Below are 17111 nucleotides of genomic sequence, written 5' to 3'. Positions count from 1 at the left end.
AGAGCCGACGGAACCGACCCACGGGTGTCTGCCTCGATACGATCCGTCGGTGAGCCCTCCCCAGTCGCACCGCATCCGGAACCCGTTTCGGACCCCGTCGGGTGCCCTGTGGACCATCGTGCTCGTCTGGGCGGCGACCCGGCTGGTGTTGCTGCTGATGGTCACCGAGGTGCTGCCGAATCCGTGGCCGTTCGTGACGGGCGACGTGCGGTTCATCTACCGCGAGTGGTACGACGTGCTGTGCTCGGGGACCTTCCCGGTGGACGACGTGCGCTGGCAGTACCCGCCGGGCGCGGCGGGAGTGCTGCTGCTGCCCGGGTTGTTGCCGTTCGACTACGCGACCTCGGTCTACCTGGTGATGATCGCCGCGGACGCGCTGGTGTTGTGGCTGCTGGCCCGGACCATCCCGCGCGGCGCCGCGCCCCACGGTGCGGCCCTGTGGGTGGTGGCGGTGCCGCTGCTCGGGCCGATGATCCTGGCCCGCTACGACCTCGCGGTGACCGCGCCGACGGTGGCCGCACTGCTGCTGATCGGCAGCCGGCGCACCGACCGCAACCTGTTCGCGGGCCTGCTCGCGGGTTTCGCGGCGGCGATCAAGGTGTGGCCGGTGCTGATCTTCGTGGGGCTGCGTGGGCGCGGCCGGATGGCCCGGGTGTACGGGTGGACCCTGCTCGGTGGCGCGGTCGTGGTGTTCGCTTTCGCCGCCGCGCTGCCCGGCGCGTTCGCGTTCCTGGGTTACCAGCGCGAACGCGGCATCGAGGTCGAGTCGGTGTTCGCGCTGCCCTTCCACGTCGCGACCCGGTTCGGCTGGAGCGGCCGGGTGCAGGAGAGCTACGGCTCGCTGGAGTTCCACGGCCCGTACGTTTCGGCGATCGGCCGGCTCAGCCTGATCGCCAGCGTGCTCGGTTTCGCCTGGCTGCTGCTGTGGCGGGTGCGGGCCCGCCGGTTCACCGGCGCGACGGCGTGCGACGCGGCGCTGTGCGCGCTACTGATCTTCGTGGTGACCAGCCGGGTGATCAGCCCGCAATACCTGGTCTGGCTGATCGGTCTGGCGGCGGTGTGCCTGCTGCGCCCGGACACCACGCAGCGTCCGGTGGCCGTGCTGCTGCTGTGTGCGATGCCGCTGACGTTGCTGGAATTCCCGATCTGGTTCGGCGAGTTGCTGGGCTCACAGGTCAAGGCGGTACTGGCCCTCGGATTGCGCAACGCACTGCTGGTGGCGGCCACGGTGGTCTCCGGGCGGCGATTGTGGCGGGCGAGTCGGGCCGTCGAGGATGTGGCCGAAGCCGAGGCGCCGGATCAGGCCGCGGCGGTCGGTGCCGCCCGGCGGCCGGCCGAGACCTCCGTATAGGAGAGCGGGGGAGCCTGCCCGAGGTCCGGCCCCGCGCGCTGCGCCGGTGTGTGGGCCGACCGAGGATCCTGCTTTCGCCGCCGGCTTCGGGTTGTTTGCGGGCGGTTGTGTTCGCGTTGGGGCGGGGGAACGCGGACAATGCGTCGGATGGGTCCTGATGAGCGGGTGACGGGTAAGGGTGCGGCCGAGGACGCTGCGGACGCGTGGGCGGACACTACCGACGAGGTGCCGCCTGCGGCTGCGGGTGCGGCGGAGGACGTGCGTACCGAGCGGGACGACGCCGAGCGGGCCGACCCGTGGGCGCGGCTCGGGGAGGAGGCGCGCAAGCTCGCCGAATCGTTGAGTGGGGCCGACAAGGGGGACGAGGCGCCCGCGGCGCGGTTGGCCGAGGAGGCGCGCAGGTTGGCCGAGACGCTCGTGGAGCAGGCCGGCGCGGTACGCGAGCAGGTCGTGCGCAGGCATCCCGAGGTGGCCGCGCACCTGGCCGCGGCCGGGGCCGAATTGGCGTCCGCGTACCGGGCCTTCGTGGGCGATCGGGAGCGTCGGTGGGCCGCGAAGCCGGCGGAGACCGAGCGGATTCGGCTCGACGACGAATAGCGGGACCGGGCGCTGCGGCGGCACGCCGTCCGGTCACCCGCGAACGGGCGTCCGCACGGGCCGCACCGCCGCCGGCCGCCCGTCCGGTCCGCCGGTGCCCGGGCATCCCCGCGGTGACCTGCGGGCGTACGGGTGGGGTGGACCCGGGGAAGGGACCAGTACGATCCGTTGCGGGCAATGCACGCGAACGAGCTTGGGACGACATGGGACTCACGATCGGTGTCGACATCGGTGGCACCAAAATCCTCGCGGGCGTGGTCGATGCCGACGGGGTGATCCTCGATCGGCTCAAGGTCGCCACCCCCAAGGATGCCGATGGCACCGCGCAGGTGATCGCCGAGGCGGTCGACACCCTGCGGCAGAACCACGTCGTGGAGGCGGTCGGGCTCGGTGCGGCCGGATTCATCGGCGCGGACCGGTCGACCGTGCTGTTCTCGGCCAACGTCGGCGCGTGGGTCGGCGAACCGCTGCGTGATCGCATGGAGGCGCTGATCGGCCTGCCGGTCGTGGTGGAGAACGACGCCAACGCCGCCGCGTGGGGCGAGGTGCGCTACGGAGCCGCCGCGGGCCACACGAACGTGATGTGCGTGACCGTCGGCACCGGCATCGGCGGCGCGATCGTGTTCGGCGGCGAGTTGTACCGGGGCGGCGGCGGGATAGCGGGCGAGCCCGGACACATGCGGGTGGTCCCCAACGGTATCGCCTGCCCGTGCGGCAACTACGGCTGCTGGGAGCAGTACGCCAGCGGCAGCGCGCTGACCCGCTACGCCCGCGACCGCGCGGCGGGCATGCCCGAGGCGGCGGAGAAGCTGCTCGCGCTCGGCAACGGCACGCCCGCCGGGATCCAGGGCCCGCACGTGACCCAGGCCGCCCTGCTCGGCGACCCGGTGGCGCTCGCCGCCTTCCGCGAACTCGGTACGTGGCTCGGCCAGGGCCTGGCCGACCTGTCGGCCGTGCTGGACCCCGCCGCGTTCGTGATCGGCGGCGGCGTCTCGGACGCGGGCGACCTGCTGCTGGTCCCCGCCCTGGAGACCTACCGCAGTGTGCTGCGCCGGGGCCACCGGCTCGGCGCCGAGGTCGTGGTGGCCACCCTGGGCAGCGACGCGGGCCTGGTCGGCGCGGCGGACCTGGCCCGGCACTGACCCGAACCGCGACTTCGCGCGGACAATCACCGCCCGCGGAACCGCGCAAGGACAACGGACAACCACCGCCCGCGGAAAGGCCCAAGGACAACGGACAACCACTGCCCGTGGGCCGGGTTCACGGGCAACTACCGTCCGTGGTCCGGGCGCACGGGCAACCACCGCCCGTGAACCAGGGGCACGGGCAACCACCGCCCGTGGAACGGGCACACGGACAACCGCCGCTCGTGGACCGGGCGGTCGTACAGCTGGTCGATCGTGGTTGGGGCCTGCCGGCCCGAACCGGGCAAGGGGGCTCCAGTGACTGTCGCTACCGGTGAGATCCGGGTCATGTCGTACAACGTGCGTTCGTTGCGCGACGACCGGGAAGCCCTCGTCCGCATCGTCCGTCACTGCGCGCCCGATCTGCTCTGCGTCCAGGAGGCGCCGCGGTTCCTGCGTTGGCGGCACTCGGTGGCCCGATTCGCGCGCGAGTGCGGTCTGGTGGTGATCACCGGCGGGGGCACCGCGTCCGGTCCGCTGCTGCTGGGCGACCTGCGGGTGCGGGTGCGCCGGGCGCACGACGTGTTGTTTCCGCGTACGCCCGGCCTGCACCAGCGTGGCATGGCCACCGCCGTGGTCGAGGTCGACGGCGCCGAATTCGCGGTGGCCGGCACGCACTTGAGCCTGGACGCCGCGGAGCGGTCGGCGCAGGCCGAGCTGGTGCTTCGTCGGCTGGCCGGGCTCGGCGTCGAACACCGGGTGCTGGCCGGGGACTTCAACGAATCGGCCGGCCGTCCGGCGTGGGACCGGCTGGCCGCGGAGATGCAGGACGGTTACGCGGTCGCGCCCTGGGGCTCGGAGTTCACCTCGCCGCGTCGGGATCCCGGCCGACGGTTGGACGGCGTGTTCGTGTCCCGGGGCATCGAGGTGCTCGCGTGCGGTGTGCCCGACGACGTCACGGACGCCGACTACACCGCCGCCTCCGACCACCGCCCGGTGCTGGCCACCCTGCGGGTGCCCGGCGCCTGACGGCGGGTCGGGAGGGTCGCACGGATCATCCGGAGCCGGGACACCCCGGGCCGCCGGCCGGGTCGGGTCAGGGCTGGAAGCTCGCCTTGAAGCCGGCCAGCAACTCCTGTGTGGCCGGGTCGTTCCAGACCGCCTCCGGGGTGTCCATGTACAACGAGTAGCCCCGCCCGGACGGGACCGTGAAGCCGAGGTTGAGCACGTGGTGCTTGGTGCCGCTGCCGTAGGTGAAGTGCCAGGCGGCGGCGGGGTAGTCGCGGTAGGTGGCCTTCTCGATGGTCAGCCTTTTGTAGTTGCTGAAATTGCCGCGCACTTGCGGTTCCAGCTCCTTCCAGTCCTCCACCGGATCGGTCGGTGAACTGGCCACGGTGTCCACGTTGAGCTTGAGTGTGCGGTCCGCGTTGGCGAAGAACTCCTGCGAGTCCACGGTGTTGACCTTGGTCCACCCCGGGGGCAGGCCGATCCGGTAGCCGGTGGTGTCACCCTTGTACAAAGTCCAGCCCGCCGGCAGGCCGTTCGCGTCGTTCGAGCCGGTCGCAGGCGGTTGGGTCTGCGCCGTGGTCTGCGCGGGCGGGTCGCTCGGGCTGTTCTGCGCCTGGCCCGTGCTCGGCGGCGGCTGGGTGAGTTGGCCCGCGGCCGGGGCCGTCTCGGCGGTGCTCGGCGATACCGGAGAAGAGGCTTGCGGGGCAGGCGAGTTGCTGTTGCCGGTGCCCTTCGCCGTGGGTTTCTTGTCGTCCCCGGGGGCGATCAGGAAGAGGATCAGGCCGACCACGACCCCGAAGACCACCAGCGCGGCGATCGCGGCGGGCCAGGGCAACCACGGGAAGGTGCGGGCCGGGCGGTCCTCCCGGACCGGTTCGGCGGGTTTCCGAGGCGATGGGACGACGGGCGATGCCATCTCCTCGGCGTCCCGGGGTATTTCGTCGGAGTCCGGTTCGACGGAGCGCACCGGGGGTATTGCCGCGGGTATGGGCTCCGCCTCGGGCGCGGGCGGGGGCGGCAGCGGCACGGGTATCGGCACCGCACGGGTGGCCGCGTTCTCCACCCGGATCTCGCGCAGCGCGTCGCGCAGCATGGCCTCGGCCTCCGCCGCGTCCGGCCGCTCCTGCGGATCCCGGGCCAACAGGGCGCGCAACACCGGGTCGAGCGCACCGGCGTGCTTGGCCGGCGCCGGGTCCTCGCTGACGATCGCGGTCAATGTGGCCAGCGGCGACGAGCGCTCGAACGGGGCCTTGCCCTCGACCGCCGCGTACAACGTCGCGCCGAGCGACCACAGATCCGAAGCCGCCGTCGGATTCAGGCCCTTGGCCCGTTCCGGCGGGATGTACGCCGGCGCGCCGAGCACCACGCCCGACTGGGTGACCGACGAGTCGCCCTCGACCACCGCGATGCCGAAGTCGCTGAGCACGGCCCGGTCGTCGAGCGTGATCAGCACGTTGCCGGGCTTGACGTCACGGTGCAGGATGCCGGCCGCATGCGCGGTACGCAGTGCGTCGATCATGGTCAGGCCGATCTCGGCGACCCGATCGGCGGTCATCGGGCCGTCCCCGCGGATCACCTCGGCCAGCGAGCGCGAGGGGACCAACTCCATGACGATCCACGGCCGATCGTCCTCCTCGACCACGTCGTAGACGCGGACCACCGAGGGGTGGCTCAGCCGGGCGGCGGCGCGGGCCTCCCGAGCGGCGCGCTCGCGCAGCCGGGCTCGCTCGGCGTCGTCCGCCCCCGGCTGCGGCAACATCTCCTTCACCGCGACCTCGCGGCCCAGGACCTGGTCCCGAGCCCGCCAGACCGCACCCATGCCGCCTCGCCCGAGTCGTTCGGCGAGCAGGTAGCGCCCGCCGATCAGGCGTCCCTCGTTATCCGCGTCCACGCAAGGAAGGTACCCGGACCCGGACCCGCAATGCGGCACGACGTCCCGTCGAAACCCGTCGTGATCCGACCGGATGACGTCCGGTCAGACCACCGCGCCGTCGTCCGGGTCGTCCTCGTCCCGATCTCGCCGCATCCGTGCCACCAGCGCGACGAATCCGCCGGTGAACGCGGTGAACGCGGCGAACGAGGTCCACGGCCCGACCGGGCGACCGAGCAGCACCGACACGAGCAGGTAGAGCGGACCGCCGACCAGTGCGATCCAGGCGATCTTGGTGGCCGCGTCGGTCTTGGGCAGCGGGGGCGGCGGAGGAGGTACGAAGTGTTCCTCCGGGTCCTCCTCCAACTCGTTTATCACCGGCGGTCCCGGTGGCGCGAGCGAGTAGTCGCGCGGTCCCGCGGCGGGCACCCCGACCTTGAACGACCCGTCGGTCGGCGGCTCGTCGCGCTCCGGGCGATCGCCGCCCAGGTCCTCGGCGACCGGCCAGCGCGGGACCGGGTCGGCCACGTCATGGTCGAAGGACGCGACGATCTGCGCCCACACCTCGTCGTCGCCCGGTCGTTCGGCGGGCGACTCGGGTTCGGCCCGCTCCGCGTGTTCCGCCCGATCGGCACCTTCCGCGCGCAGCGGATCCACCTTGGGGATGTCGGCGGGTCCGGCCGCCGCCTCCTTGGCCCGGGAGCGGGGCGAGGACGGCTCGGTCAGCGAGCGCAGGATCGCCCGGGCCCGCGACGTCGCCGCCGCGTCCACCCACAGGCGTTCGATCTGCTCGGGTTCCTCGTCCGGATCCCGGGGCTCCAACGTCGAGACGTATGCCGCGACCCCCGCGTCCCGCAGGGCGACCAGCATCACGTCCGCCGCCTCGGGATCGAGGTCGGTCAGGGGCTTGAAGGACTCCGCGTCGAGTCCGTTGCCACGTCCGCGCACCGTTCGTTCAGTCCCTCTCGGCCGTCTCCGGGGTCCGTGCGTCCGGCGCGAGCCGGCGGACGAACTCCAGACTGGATGCGAAGATCCGTTCCGCGTCGTGATCGAGCGTCGCCACGTGATAGCTGTCGTTCAGCAGGACGTCGGTGACGTCCGTGGAGGAGATCCGGGCCAGCACCGTCTCGGAGTTGGCCGGCGAGACCACGTGATCGTGCGGGCTGTGCAGAAGCAGCACCGGCTGGGTGACCTGCGGCAGGTCGGCGGAGACCACGCGCCACAGGCGGGACAGCGAATAGGCCGCCTTGACCGGTGTGCGCGGGTAGGCCAGCTCGACCGAGCCCTCCTTGCGGATGTCCGACGCGATGCCGGCCACCGACGGTATGACGTGGCGCAGCACCGGCAGCAGCCTGACCTTGGGGTCGTCGGCCTGCACGGACGGGTTGACCAGCACCAGGCCGGCCACCTTGTCGCCGTGCTGCTGGGCAAGTCGCAGGGCCAGTCCGCCGCCCATCGACAGACCCATCACGAACACCGTGTCGCAGCGCTCGCGCAACCGGTCGAACGCGCGGTCCACGGTCGCGTACCAGTCGTGCCACGTGGTCAGGTTCATGTCCTGCCAGCGAGTGCCGTGACCGGGCAGCAGCGGCAGCGACACGGAGAGGTCGGCCGCGGCGAGGTATCGGGCCCACGGCCGCAGCGACTGCGGCGTGCCGGTGAAGCCGTGGCACAGCAGGACGCCCACGGGCCCGCCGTCGTGGTGGTGGGGCTCGGCACCGGGCAGGATCGACACCAACGGGCTCCTTCGGGTGACGGGCTTGGCGGGACGAGCCGGCCGGTGGCCGCCACGAAGGTGTGGTGGCCGGCGGACGACGGCGATACAGGTTCCATAACGGGGTCGACAGGCGAGTGGTTCCGCCTGCTACTCCCAACACCTGGGCGCTCCGGAATCGTCCCACGGGGGTGCGCGATGCGTACAGCGGCGCGAGGCGGGTCCCACCCGCCCCGGGATCCCCGCCCCCGACCGGGGTCGCGAGCCGGGCGGACCGTTCTCGTGGCCGGTCCCGCGGGTCGGCCCGACGAGGCCGTACGGGGGTCCGGGCCGGAAGGGATGCTCTAGGGTTCGTCCTGTCCCGAGGAGGAGGTCAGGGTTGTTCTACCGGCTGATGAAGATGATCGTCGGCCCCATATTGAGGCTCTTCTTCCGCCCCTGGGTGGAGGGTGAGGAGCACATCCCGGACCGGGGCCCGGCGATTCTGGCGAGCAACCATCTCTCGTTCTCGGACTCGTTCTTCCTGCCCGTCGTGGTCCCGCGGCGGATCACCTTCCTGGCGAAGTCGGACTACTTCACCGGACGCGGCGTCAAGGGCCGGCTCACCGCCGCGTTCTTCAAGGGCGTGGGCCAACTCCCCGTGGACCGCACCGGCGGACGGGCGAGCGAGGCCGCGCTGAACGCCGGCCTCAAGGTGCTGCGCGAGGAGCACCTGTTCGGCATCTATCCCGAGGGCACCCGCTCGCCGGACGGCCGGCTGTACCGGGGCAAGACCGGGATCGCCCGGCTGGCGCTGGAGTCGCACGCGCCGGTGATCCCGGTGGCGATGATCGACACCGAGAAGATCCAGCCGCCCGGCAAGATCGTGCCCAAGGTGATGCGGGTGGGGATCAAGGTCGGCGAGCCGTTGGACTTCTCCCGCTACGAGGGCATGGAGGACGACCGCTTCATCCTGCGCGCGATCACCGACGAGATCATGTACGCGCTGATGGAGTTGTCCGGCCAGGAGTACGTCGACGTGTACGCGGCCGACGCCAAGAAGCGGATCGACGAGGCCCGCAAGCAGGCGGCCAAGGCGACCGACAAGTCGGCGGACGCCGTCGACCCGGACGCCGCGCCCACCCCGAACGACGAATCGGGCGGCCCCGGCCGACCCGCCGCCTGACCGGGCGCACTCGGCACATCCTGGGGGTTCACGTGGGGGTCGAACAGTCGCTGTGGCGGGCACTCACGGTCTTTCGGGTGCTCGCGCTGAGCTATGCGATCGTGCGCTTCGCCCAGGTCGCGGACGAGTACCGCTATCCGGTCGGCGGGTGGGCCATCATGGCGCTGCTCACCATCTGGACGGCGGCGACCGCGTACGGCTTCCGCAGCCCCACGTTCCGCGCACCGCCGCTGCTGATCATCGACGTGTGCGTGGCGGTCAGCTGCGTGCTGGCCACCCGCTGGCTGGACGATCCGGAGCGGGTCGCCCAGGGAACCATGACGCTGCCCACCGTATGGGCCTCGGCGCCGGTGCTGGCCTGCGCGATCAAGGGCGGCTGGCGGACCGGCGCACTGGCCGCGTTGGCGATCGGCGCCTCCAACGTGGCCGAACGCGGCGCGCTCACCGCCGACAACCAGCACAACACCGTGCTGTTGCTGCTCGCCGGCGGTGCGGTCGGCTACGTGGTGCAGATCGCCCGGGTCAGCGAGCAGGCGCTGGCCCGCGCGCTGCAACTGGAGGCGGCCACCCGCGAGCGGGAGCGGTTGGCCCGGGACATCCACGACAGCGTGCTCCAGGTGCTCGCCCTGGTCCAGCGCCGCGGGGCCGAGATCGGCGGTGACGCGGCCGGCCTGGGCAGGCTGGCCGGCGAGCAGGAGGTGGCGCTGCGGCAGCTGATCTCGGCGACGCCCGCCCGGGTCGAATCGGCCGACCTGCCCGGATCCGGCGCGGACGGCGACCCGGCCCGACAGGATCTGCGAGTGCTGCTGGGCGCCTTCGCCGGCGCCCGGGTGACCGTGTCCTCGCCGGGTACGCCGGTACTGCTGCCGACCCCGGCGGCGCGCGAGGTGACCGCGGCGGTGGCGGCGGCCCTGGACAACGTGCGTCGGCACGCCGGCGAACAGGCCAACGCGTGGATCCTGGTGGAGGACGAACCGGACGAGATCGTGATCAGCGTCCGGGACGACGGCCCGGGGATGGCCCCGGGGCGGCTGGAGGCGGCCCGGGCCCAGGGCCGGTTGGGCGTGGCCCAGTCGATCGAGGGCCGGGTGCGCGACCTCGGCGGCAGCGTGGTGTGGTCGTCGGTGACGGGAGAAGGCACCGAGTTGGAGTTCCGGGTGCCGAGGCAGGGGAGCGGATGAGCGACACGAATACACCCACACCGACGGCCGAACCGGCTCCGACGCCGCTCAAGGTCCTGGTCGTCGACGACCACCCGATGTGGCGCGAGGCGGTGGCCCGCGACCTCGCGGCGGCGGGCTACGACGTGGTCGCCACCGCCGGGGACGGCCCCGAGGCGGTACGCCGGGCCCGGGCCACCTCGCCGAACGTGGTGATCCTGGACCTGCACCTGCCCAAGCTGCCGGGCGTCGAGGTGGCCCGCGAACTGGTCCGGCACGACCGGTCGGTACGGATCCTGGTGTTGTCCGCCAGCGGCGAGCAGGAGGACGTGCTGGAGGCGGTCAAGGCGGGCGCGACCGGATACCTGGTCAAGTCCGCGAGCCGCGAGGAACTGGTCGACGCGGTGGGCCGCACCGCGATCGGGGATCCGGTGTTCACCCCCGGGCTGGCCGGGCTGGTGCTCGGCGAGTTCCGCCGGATGGCCACCGACCCGCCGCGCAAGGACGCGGACAGGGGCCCGGCCGCGCCGCGGCTGACCGACCGGGAGACCGAGGTGCTGCGGATGGTCGCCAAGGGCCTGTCCTACAAGCAGATCGCCCAGCGGTTGTTCCTGTCCCACCGCACGGTGCAGAACCACGTACAGAACACCTTGAACAAGCTGCAACTGCACAATCGGGTGGAACTCGTGCGCTATGCCATCGAGAAGGGTCTGGACGACTGATCCGGACAGCGCCCGGGTCGTGTCCGGTCCGCCGGACAGGCCCCGGGCGTGCGCGTCTTCGTCGGGACCGGATCCGGGCCGATCGATCCGATCAAGTCGGGTACCTCGAACGGGTGGTGGGAAGAGTCGAGGTGGCTTCTCGCACCGGTAGCGTGGGCCGCGAATCGTGCCGGACGGAAGAAATCGGAGATTTCGATGCGTGTCGGAGTACTGACCGGCGGCGGCGACTGCCCGGGACTGAACGCGGTGATCCGGGCGGTCGTCCGCAAGGGCGTCCAGGACTACGGGTACGACTTCATCGGCTTTCGGGACGGCTGGCGCGGCCCGCTCGAGGGCGACACCATGCCGCTGGACATCAAGGCCGTGCGTGGCATCCTGCCGCGCGGCGGAACCATCCTGGGCTCGTCCCGGACCAACCCGATCAAGGTCGATCGCGGCATCGAGCGGATCCGGGAGAACCTGGCCAAGCTCGAGGTGGACGCGCTCGTGGCGATCGGCGGTGAGGACACGCTCGGCGTGGCGACCCGCCTGCACGAGCACGACGTCAAGGTCGTCGGTGTGCCCAAGACCATCGACAACGACCTCAACGCGACCGACTACACCTTCGGTTTCGACACCGCGGTCAACATCGCCACCGAGGCGATCGACCGACTGCACACCACCGCCGAGTCGCACCGCCGGGTGCTGATCGTCGAGGTGATGGGCCGGCACGCGGGCTGGATCGCGATCCACTCCGGGATGGCCGGCGGCGCGAACGTGATCCTGATCCCCGAGCAGAACTTCGACGTCGAAGAGGTCTGCGGTTGGGTGGACAGCCGCTTCCGGACGAACTACGCGCCGATCATCGTGGTCGCCGAGGGTGCGATCCCGCTGGCCGGCCAGATGGTCACCAAGGACCGCACGCTGGACGCGTTCGGCCACGTCAAGCTGTCCGGCATCGGCGACTGGCTGGCCTCGGAGATCGAGAAGCGCACCGGCCACGAGGCGCGCACCACCGTGCTCGGCCACGTGCAGCGCGGCGGCACGCCCACCGCGTTCGACCGGTGGCTGGCCACCCGGTTCGGCTTCCACGCGATCGACGCGGTCAACGCGGGCGACTGGGGCAAGATGGTCGCGCTGCGCGGTACGGACGTGGTGACCGTGCCGCTGGAGGCGGCGACCCGCGAGCTCAAGACCGTGCCGGCCGCCCTGTACGACGAGGCGAAGGTGCTGTTCGGCTGATTCGCGAGCACGGATGACGCCGGGTCAGGCGTCGGGCCCGGGCACGGTCCCGACGCTCTCCCGACGGTTCTTGCGCGCGAAGTGGACGACCGTCCCGCCGATGCCCGCCAGCGCGATCCAGACCGCGACCGTGGCGAGGGTGAACGGGTCGTCGTCGTCCTCCCTGCGCTGTCCGGCCGCCGAGTCCGACGCGGTCGGCGGCAGTTCGGGCCGTAGTTTGGGGGTGCCGGTCGGCGCGCCGGGGTTGGCGACGTGGAACACCTGGAAGTCGCTGCGGGAGGCGAGCCGGGCCGGCACCTGCCCCGGCGGGCCGCCGCCCGCCAGCACCGCCAGGTCGCCGCCCGCCACCGGGGAGCCGGTCGGGATCGACACCCGGATCGCGATGGTGGCCAACTCGCCGGGCGGCAAAGGGCGTTGCTCGTCCCAGGGCTGGGGTGCCAGCGCTCCGGACAGGTGCGCGCTGCGGCCGTTCGCCGGATCGGTGAGCACCGTGAGCTCGACCGGGTTCCAACCGGGTCGGTAGGTGTCGTAGGCCTCGACCAGGAGTTGCCCCGGTGTGATCGGCGATTGTCCGGTGGTGAATATCAACTCCGGCCGCACCCCGGGGATGATCCGGTCGGTGTCGTTGGAGAGGGTGAGCCGGAACTCGGCGGCGCCACCACCCGCCCGCAGCCAGCCGGGCACGCCGGTCAGCGCGAACGTCACGCCGGCGCCGCGTCGTTCGGTCGGCAACACCTTCGCGCTACCGCCCATCCGGTCCGGCCCGGCGTCCGGCACGGACGGGGCGCGGCTCTCGCCGGGCCGCGGCGGGCGGGTGGGCAGGCCGCCGTCCGGTCCGAGCAGCATCGCCTCGACGGAGACGCCGTTGGTGAAGCGCGGCTCGCCGTCGGTGGAGGGAGCCGCGAGTCGGGGACCCACGCCGACGCTCACGAACTGCGCCGGGACGTTCGCCGCGATGGAGAACCGCACCCGGAACTCGACCGAGGCGCCCGGCGCCAGCAGACCCGAGGTCTCGCCGCGCCCGTCGGGGAACGGCAGCGGCGCCCGCGAGTCCGTGTCCAGGGGGGTGGGTACCCAGGTGCCCAGGGTCGGGTCGAGCACCTCCACCCGGGCCTGGTCGGGGGTGATCCGGCGATCCCCGGTGATCGACAACATCGGGGCCAGGGACAACGCGGTCGGCTCGGTGTTGCGCAGCTTCGCGGTGACCTCGACGGGGGTGGCCGGCCTGATCCGGTCCGGCAATCCGGTCAGCTCGACCGGTGGGACCTCGGCCGCCGCCCGGTCGGCGGACGGTTCGGGAACCGGCGCGGCGGTCGCGAGCGGGGAGCCGAGCAGCACGAGGAAGGCCGTCGAGGCGAGACAGCGGCGCAGGCGCATGCGGGGTACCCGTCGTAGGAAGGAGCGTGCTCGACCGTCGGTGCGAACGGCCGGAGCCTACCGGGCGGTACGCGCCGGCCCCCACCCATATACGGGTGCGGGCCGGCCGCCGGTTTCGCCGCTCAGGAGCCGTGCCGATCGCCCGCGCGGCGCAGTCGGATCACCGGGATGTCCCGCTCGGTCTTGTGCTGGTAGCTCTCGTAGGGCGGGTACACCTCGACCAGGTGCGGCCACACCCGCGCCTTCTCCTCGGGGGAGAGCGTCTCGGCGACCGCGGCGAACCGCTCGGTCTCCACGCGCAGCCGCACCTGCGGATTGGCGGTCAGGTTCAGATACCACAGCGGGTGGTGGTCCGAGCCGCCGAGCGAGGCCACGATCAGGTAGTCCTCGCCGTCGCGTCCGTAGATCAGCACGGTGCGGTGCCAGATGCCGCTCTTGCGGCCCAGGGTGTCCAGGAGCAGGCACGGCGAGCCCTGCATCGTGATGCCCTTGGTGCCGCCGGACTCCTCGTAGAGCTTGGCCTGGTCGGCAACCCACTTGCTCGGACTGGGCGTTGCGTCGAGCTCGGACATCCGTGCCTCCGGGGTGAATCGGGATGATCCGATTCACCCTAGTGTCGATCGGCCGGTCGATCGGGCAGGCCGGGGGGAACACGCGCGGCGGTGCGATCGGGCCGCGCGTGCCTCGGCCAGCGCGGTCAGGCGGGCGTTCCAGGGGGCCGCGTGGGTGGCGCCGATGCCGCGTGCGCACTGGTTGGTGGCGGCGAACACGAAGGTCTCCATCGCCTCCCCGGAGACCGTCCGCCAGCACGCGAACCGGTCCGCCCACGAGGCCGCCTGCTCGGCGGTGTGTCCCTCGTCCATCAGCCGGCTGGCCACGAGCGTCACCTCGATCCACGCCGGACCCCGAGCGGGCTGCGCCCAGTCGACCAGGTAGGCCCGGGGGCCCCGATCGCCGATCAGCACATTGTGCGGATGCAGATCGGTGTGCAACAGGCTCTCGCCGCGCAGGAGTTCCAGCTGGCGGCTGGTCAACAGCGAGCGCCAGCGCTCCTCGATCCGCGGGAGCGGCAGATCGCGGACGGGGACCCGGCCCAGCCGGCGCAGCGCGTCCGCGACCAGCGGCAGATCCGCGGTCCCGGGCGCGAAATCGGCATGCCGGCCGACGATGTGGTCGAAGCCCAGGAGCACCCAGTCGTCCAGCCGCACCTCCCAGCGCAGCCGCGGCGACACGGCGCCCACGTGCGGGGCGACCCGGGCCTCCACCCGCTGTTGCGGGACCGCGGGGTGATCGCGCGGGACACCCTTGACGAAGTAACGGGACCGTTCGGTGGTCACGATCGCGGCGAACTCGCAGTTGAATCCGGCCCACACCGTGGCGACGGCCAGCACGCGTCCCGCACACCGTTCGACCGCGGCACGCGCGTCCGTGGGCAGTTCGTCCCAGAGGATGCGCGGCGCCGTATGGAAGTGCGGCGGCGGGAGCGGCGAATCAGCCATCGGCTTCCGGTGGTGACGGTGGCAGCGGGCGCGGCCCGCCGAAGGTCACTCCGCACTTGCGGCAACGTTTGCGACCGCTCCAGTCGACGGGGTCGTGCGGCGGACAATCGGAGCCCACGGGAACCCCCTCCACTGGAACCGGTCAACGAACGGGGTCGAGCATCCTCCGTCGCACCGTGGCGAGCAACGCGATTATGGTCGCACGCCGGTGCGACGCCGGGGCAGGTCCCGGCCGATCGGCGGGCCGGTCCCGAGCGCCGCGGCCGCGGCGCGCCCGGCCGTTTCGGACCGGGCGCCGCCGCGTGTTCGGGAGCGGACCTCACAGTCCGGCGAGCAGCTCGCGGACGATGCCCAGGCCGTTGTGGGTGAGCACCGACTCCGGATGGAACTGCACACCCGCGAGCCGCATCCGGCTCGACCGCAGTGCGTGCACCTGGCCGCTCTCCGGGTCCGCGGCGAACTCGACGTTGGGCACCCCGGCGGCCGGCCGCACCGCCGCGAACGCGTTGTAGAAGCCGACCTGCTCCGGCCGGCCGAAGAAGTCGATCCCGACCTGCTTGCCCTGATACGGCCGCGCCTTGCGGATCAGGTCCAGGCCCAGTTCACGGGCCAGCAGCTGGTGTCCCAGGCAGACCGCGAGCAGCGGCCCGCTCGCGTCCAGGCGGGTCCGCAGCAGCGCGCCCATCAGCCGGATCTTGCGGTGCGCCGAGTCCCGGGGGTCGCCCGGTCCCGGGCCGAGCACGACCAGTTCGGCGGTGCGCACCCGGCGCGAGGTCACGTCGTCGTAGCTGCGGACCTCCACGTGCAGCCCGAGTGTGCGCAGCACGTGCGCGAGCATCGCGGTGAAGGTGTCCTCGCCGTCCACCACGAGCACCTGCCGGCCCGCCAGCTCCGGGGCACGCAGCGCGTTCTCGTCCCGCGGCCGGAGCCAGAACGGGGCGAGCGCGGTGTTGCGCGCGGCCAACAGCGCGGCCACCTCGGGGTCGGCGGCGAGCGTCGCGCTCGTGCCCTGCCCGGCGGCGGGCACCACGCCGAGCGCGGCCAGCACCCCGGCCGCCTTCGCGTGCGTCTCGGCCACCTCGTCCTCGGGGGTCGAGTGCCGGACCAAGGTGGCGCCGGCGGGCACCCGCAGACCGCCGTCGGGCGTGATGTACGCGGTCCGGATCAGGATCGGCGCGTCCAGCGTGCGCCGGCCCAGCTCGTCGCGCCCGATCAGCGCGAGCACGCCGGAGTAGTAGCCGCGCCCGGTCGGCTCGTGCCGGCGGATCACCCGGCACGCGTTCTCCAGCGGACTCCCGGTCACCGTCGGCGCGAACATGGTGCCGCGCAGCACCGCGGCGACGTCGTGCGAGGTGATCCCGCGCAGCAGGTACTCGGTGTGGGTGAGGTGGCCCATCGGCTTGAGGAAGGGGCCCTCGACCGCGCCGCCGAGGTCGCACACCTCGCTCATCATCTTGAGTTCCTCGTCGACGACCATGAACAGCTCGTCGATCTCCTTGGGGTCGCGCAGGAAGGCCAGCAGCCCCTCGCGCGAGGGGCCCTGGGCCGGATGCCGGTAGGTCCCGCTGATCGGGTTCATCACCACCTCGCCGCCCACCGAGCTGACGTGCCGCTCCGGGCTGGCGCCGACCAGGGTGAGGTCGCCGGTGTGGATCAGATACGTCCAGTAGGCGCCGCTCTCCCGGGTCAGCAGTCGGCGCAGCAGGGTGCCCGCCGAGGCCGGCGTGTATCCCTCGATGTGATCGCGGTAGTCGCGCCGGATGACGAAGTTGGCGCCCTCGCCGGTGCCGATCTCGTCCTCGATCACCCGCTTGACGATGGTGGCGTAGGTCTCGTCGTCCACGTCGAAGCCGCCGCCGCGCAGCTCGACCGGCACCTGCGGCAGCGCGGCGAGCACCTCGTCCAGCGGCAGGCGGCGTTGTTCGGTGACCTTCAGGCAGCGCAGCGGGGTGCCGTCCTCGCGGCACTCGAAGCCGCGCTCGCGGATCTGCGCGTACGGCACCAGGGCGAGCAATTCGTGGCCGGGGCCGCCTGCGGCGGGCAGCGGGAGGTCGGCGAGGTCGCGCACGTCGACGATCTCGCCGGTGAGCAGCTCGACCTCGGACGAGTGCTCGCGGCGGATCAACGCGAACGGCGGCGGTGCGTCGGAGAACAGCGGGGACAGGGCGTCGGCGGTGCGCATGGGTGCTCCTCGGTGGGGAAGAGACGCCCTCCCGACCGGGCGATCCGCCGGTTGTCCGTCTCGTCCGGGGAGGAGGTCCGCCCGGTCCGGGAAAAACAAAGGGCCGCCCTGCCGGGCGGCC

15 protein-coding genes are annotated in these 17111 nt (G+C 72.4%); 8 read left to right on the top strand and 7 right to left on the bottom strand.

Annotated features, from left to right (window positions below; genetic code table 11):
* Positions 1-49: 49 nt before the first annotated feature.
* The 4 genes from ACFZBU_RS08240 to ACFZBU_RS08225 all read left to right on the top strand — a co-directional run bounded on the left by ACFZBU_RS08240 (position 50) and on the right by ACFZBU_RS08225 (position 4101).
* On the top strand, positions 50-1351 hold the full coding sequence (locus ACFZBU_RS08240; RefSeq protein ID WP_391582676.1) for a glycosyltransferase 87 family protein: 1302 nt from the start codon (positions 50-52) through the stop codon (positions 1349-1351).
* Positions 1352-1498: 147 nt separating this feature from the next.
* Positions 1499-1948 (top strand): DUF5304 family protein, encoded by a 450-nt coding sequence (locus tag ACFZBU_RS08235; RefSeq protein WP_391582675.1) that lies wholly within the window; start codon positions 1499-1501, stop codon positions 1946-1948.
* Positions 1949-2151: 203 nt separating this feature from the next.
* On the top strand, positions 2152-3090 hold the full coding sequence (locus tag ACFZBU_RS08230) for an ROK family glucokinase (protein ID WP_391582674.1): 939 nt from the start codon (positions 2152-2154) through the stop codon (positions 3088-3090).
* Between the two features lie 300 nt (positions 3091-3390).
* A complete protein-coding gene (locus ACFZBU_RS08225) occupies positions 3391-4101 on the top strand; it encodes an endonuclease/exonuclease/phosphatase family protein (protein WP_391582673.1) in 711 nt (236 codons plus the stop codon).
* 67 nt (positions 4102-4168) lie between these two features.
* Here the strand turns inward: ACFZBU_RS08225 and ACFZBU_RS08220 are convergent, their stop codons facing one another.
* From ACFZBU_RS08220 to ACFZBU_RS08210, 3 genes are all read right to left on the bottom strand, one after another.
* A complete protein-coding gene (locus ACFZBU_RS08220) occupies positions 4169-5971 on the bottom strand; it encodes a protein kinase (protein WP_391582672.1) in 1803 nt (600 codons plus the stop codon).
* Positions 5972-6055: 84 nt separating this feature from the next.
* Positions 6056-6898 (bottom strand): hypothetical protein, encoded by an 843-nt coding sequence (locus tag ACFZBU_RS08215; RefSeq protein WP_391582671.1) that lies wholly within the window; start codon positions 6896-6898, stop codon positions 6056-6058.
* A gap of 7 nt (positions 6899-6905) precedes the next feature.
* The gene (locus ACFZBU_RS08210; RefSeq protein ID WP_391582670.1) at positions 6906-7685 is read right to left on the bottom strand and encodes an alpha/beta hydrolase; all 780 of its coding nucleotides are present in this window, start codon (positions 7683-7685) and stop codon (positions 6906-6908) included.
* A gap of 358 nt (positions 7686-8043) precedes the next feature.
* Between ACFZBU_RS08210 and ACFZBU_RS08205 the strand changes: the two genes are divergently transcribed.
* The 4 genes from ACFZBU_RS08205 (at position 8044) to ACFZBU_RS08190 (ending at position 11932) form a co-directional block, all read left to right on the top strand.
* Positions 8044-8829: a lysophospholipid acyltransferase family protein gene (locus ACFZBU_RS08205; RefSeq protein ID WP_391582669.1), complete on the top strand. Its 786-nt coding sequence runs from the start codon at positions 8044-8046 to the stop codon at positions 8827-8829.
* A gap of 32 nt (positions 8830-8861) precedes the next feature.
* Entirely contained in the window at positions 8862-10010 is a 1149-nt protein-coding gene (gene macS / locus ACFZBU_RS08200) for a MacS family sensor histidine kinase (RefSeq protein WP_391582668.1), read from the top strand.
* Complete coding sequence (locus tag ACFZBU_RS08195; protein ID WP_391582667.1) at positions 10007-10711, top strand: response regulator; 705 nt, start codon at positions 10007-10009, stop codon at positions 10709-10711. The genes macS and ACFZBU_RS08195 overlap by 4 nt, the downstream gene beginning before the upstream one ends.
* A gap of 195 nt (positions 10712-10906) precedes the next feature.
* Positions 10907-11932, top strand: coding sequence for a 6-phosphofructokinase (locus ACFZBU_RS08190; RefSeq protein WP_391582666.1), 1026 nt, complete (start codon positions 10907-10909; stop codon positions 11930-11932).
* Positions 11933-11956: 24 nt separating this feature from the next.
* On the opposite strand, the gene ACFZBU_RS08185 is transcribed toward ACFZBU_RS08190, so the two are convergent.
* From ACFZBU_RS08185 to ACFZBU_RS08170, 4 genes are all read right to left on the bottom strand, one after another.
* Positions 11957-13309 carry a hypothetical protein gene (locus tag ACFZBU_RS08185; RefSeq protein ID WP_391582665.1) on the bottom strand — a complete coding sequence of 451 codons (1353 nt, stop codon included), beginning with the start codon at positions 13307-13309 and terminating at the stop codon, positions 11957-11959.
* Positions 13310-13431: 122 nt separating this feature from the next.
* Positions 13432-13881: a nitroreductase family deazaflavin-dependent oxidoreductase gene (locus ACFZBU_RS08180; protein ID WP_391582664.1), complete on the bottom strand. Its 450-nt coding sequence runs from the start codon at positions 13879-13881 to the stop codon at positions 13432-13434.
* Positions 13882-13914: 33 nt separating this feature from the next.
* Positions 13915-14808: a phosphotransferase family protein gene (locus ACFZBU_RS08175; protein WP_391582663.1), complete on the bottom strand. Its 894-nt coding sequence runs from the start codon at positions 14806-14808 to the stop codon at positions 13915-13917.
* A 319-nt stretch (positions 14809-15127) separates the two neighbouring features.
* Positions 15128-16990: an anthranilate synthase family protein gene (locus ACFZBU_RS08170; protein WP_391582662.1), complete on the bottom strand. Its 1863-nt coding sequence runs from the start codon at positions 16988-16990 to the stop codon at positions 15128-15130.
* Positions 16991-17111 lie beyond the last annotated feature (121 nt).

The organism is Embleya sp. NPDC008237 (assembly GCF_042956465.1).
Taxonomy (GTDB): domain Bacteria; phylum Actinomycetota; class Actinomycetes; order Streptomycetales; family Streptomycetaceae; genus Embleya.
Note: the sequence above shows the minus strand (reverse complement) of the source record. Positions and strands in the feature narration are given on the sequence as shown.

Bases quoted from the DNA above. Each gene is read 5' to 3' on its own strand.
- ACFZBU_RS08235 (WP_391582675.1), top strand. From the start codon at position 1,499: ATGGGTCCTGATGAGCGGGTGACGGGTAAGGGTGCGGCCGAGGACGCT.
- ACFZBU_RS08230 (WP_391582674.1), top strand. From the start codon at position 2,152: ATGGGACTCACGATCGGTGTCGACATCGGTGGCACCAAAATCCTCGCG.
- ACFZBU_RS08195 (WP_391582667.1), top strand. From the start codon at position 10,007: ATGAGCGACACGAATACACCCACACCGACGGCCGAACCGGCTCCGACG.
- ACFZBU_RS08190 (WP_391582666.1), top strand. From the start codon at position 10,907: ATGCGTGTCGGAGTACTGACCGGCGGCGGCGACTGCCCGGGACTGAAC.
- ACFZBU_RS08185 (WP_391582665.1), bottom strand. From the start codon at position 13,309: ATGCGCCTGCGCCGCTGTCTCGCCTCGACGGCCTTCCTCGTGCTGCTC.
- ACFZBU_RS08180 (WP_391582664.1), bottom strand. From the start codon at position 13,881: ATGTCCGAGCTCGACGCAACGCCCAGTCCGAGCAAGTGGGTTGCCGAC.
- ACFZBU_RS08175 (WP_391582663.1), bottom strand. From the start codon at position 14,808: ATGGCTGATTCGCCGCTCCCGCCGCCGCACTTCCATACGGCGCCGCGC.
- ACFZBU_RS08170 (WP_391582662.1), bottom strand. From the start codon at position 16,990: ATGCGCACCGCCGACGCCCTGTCCCCGCTGTTCTCCGACGCACCGCCG.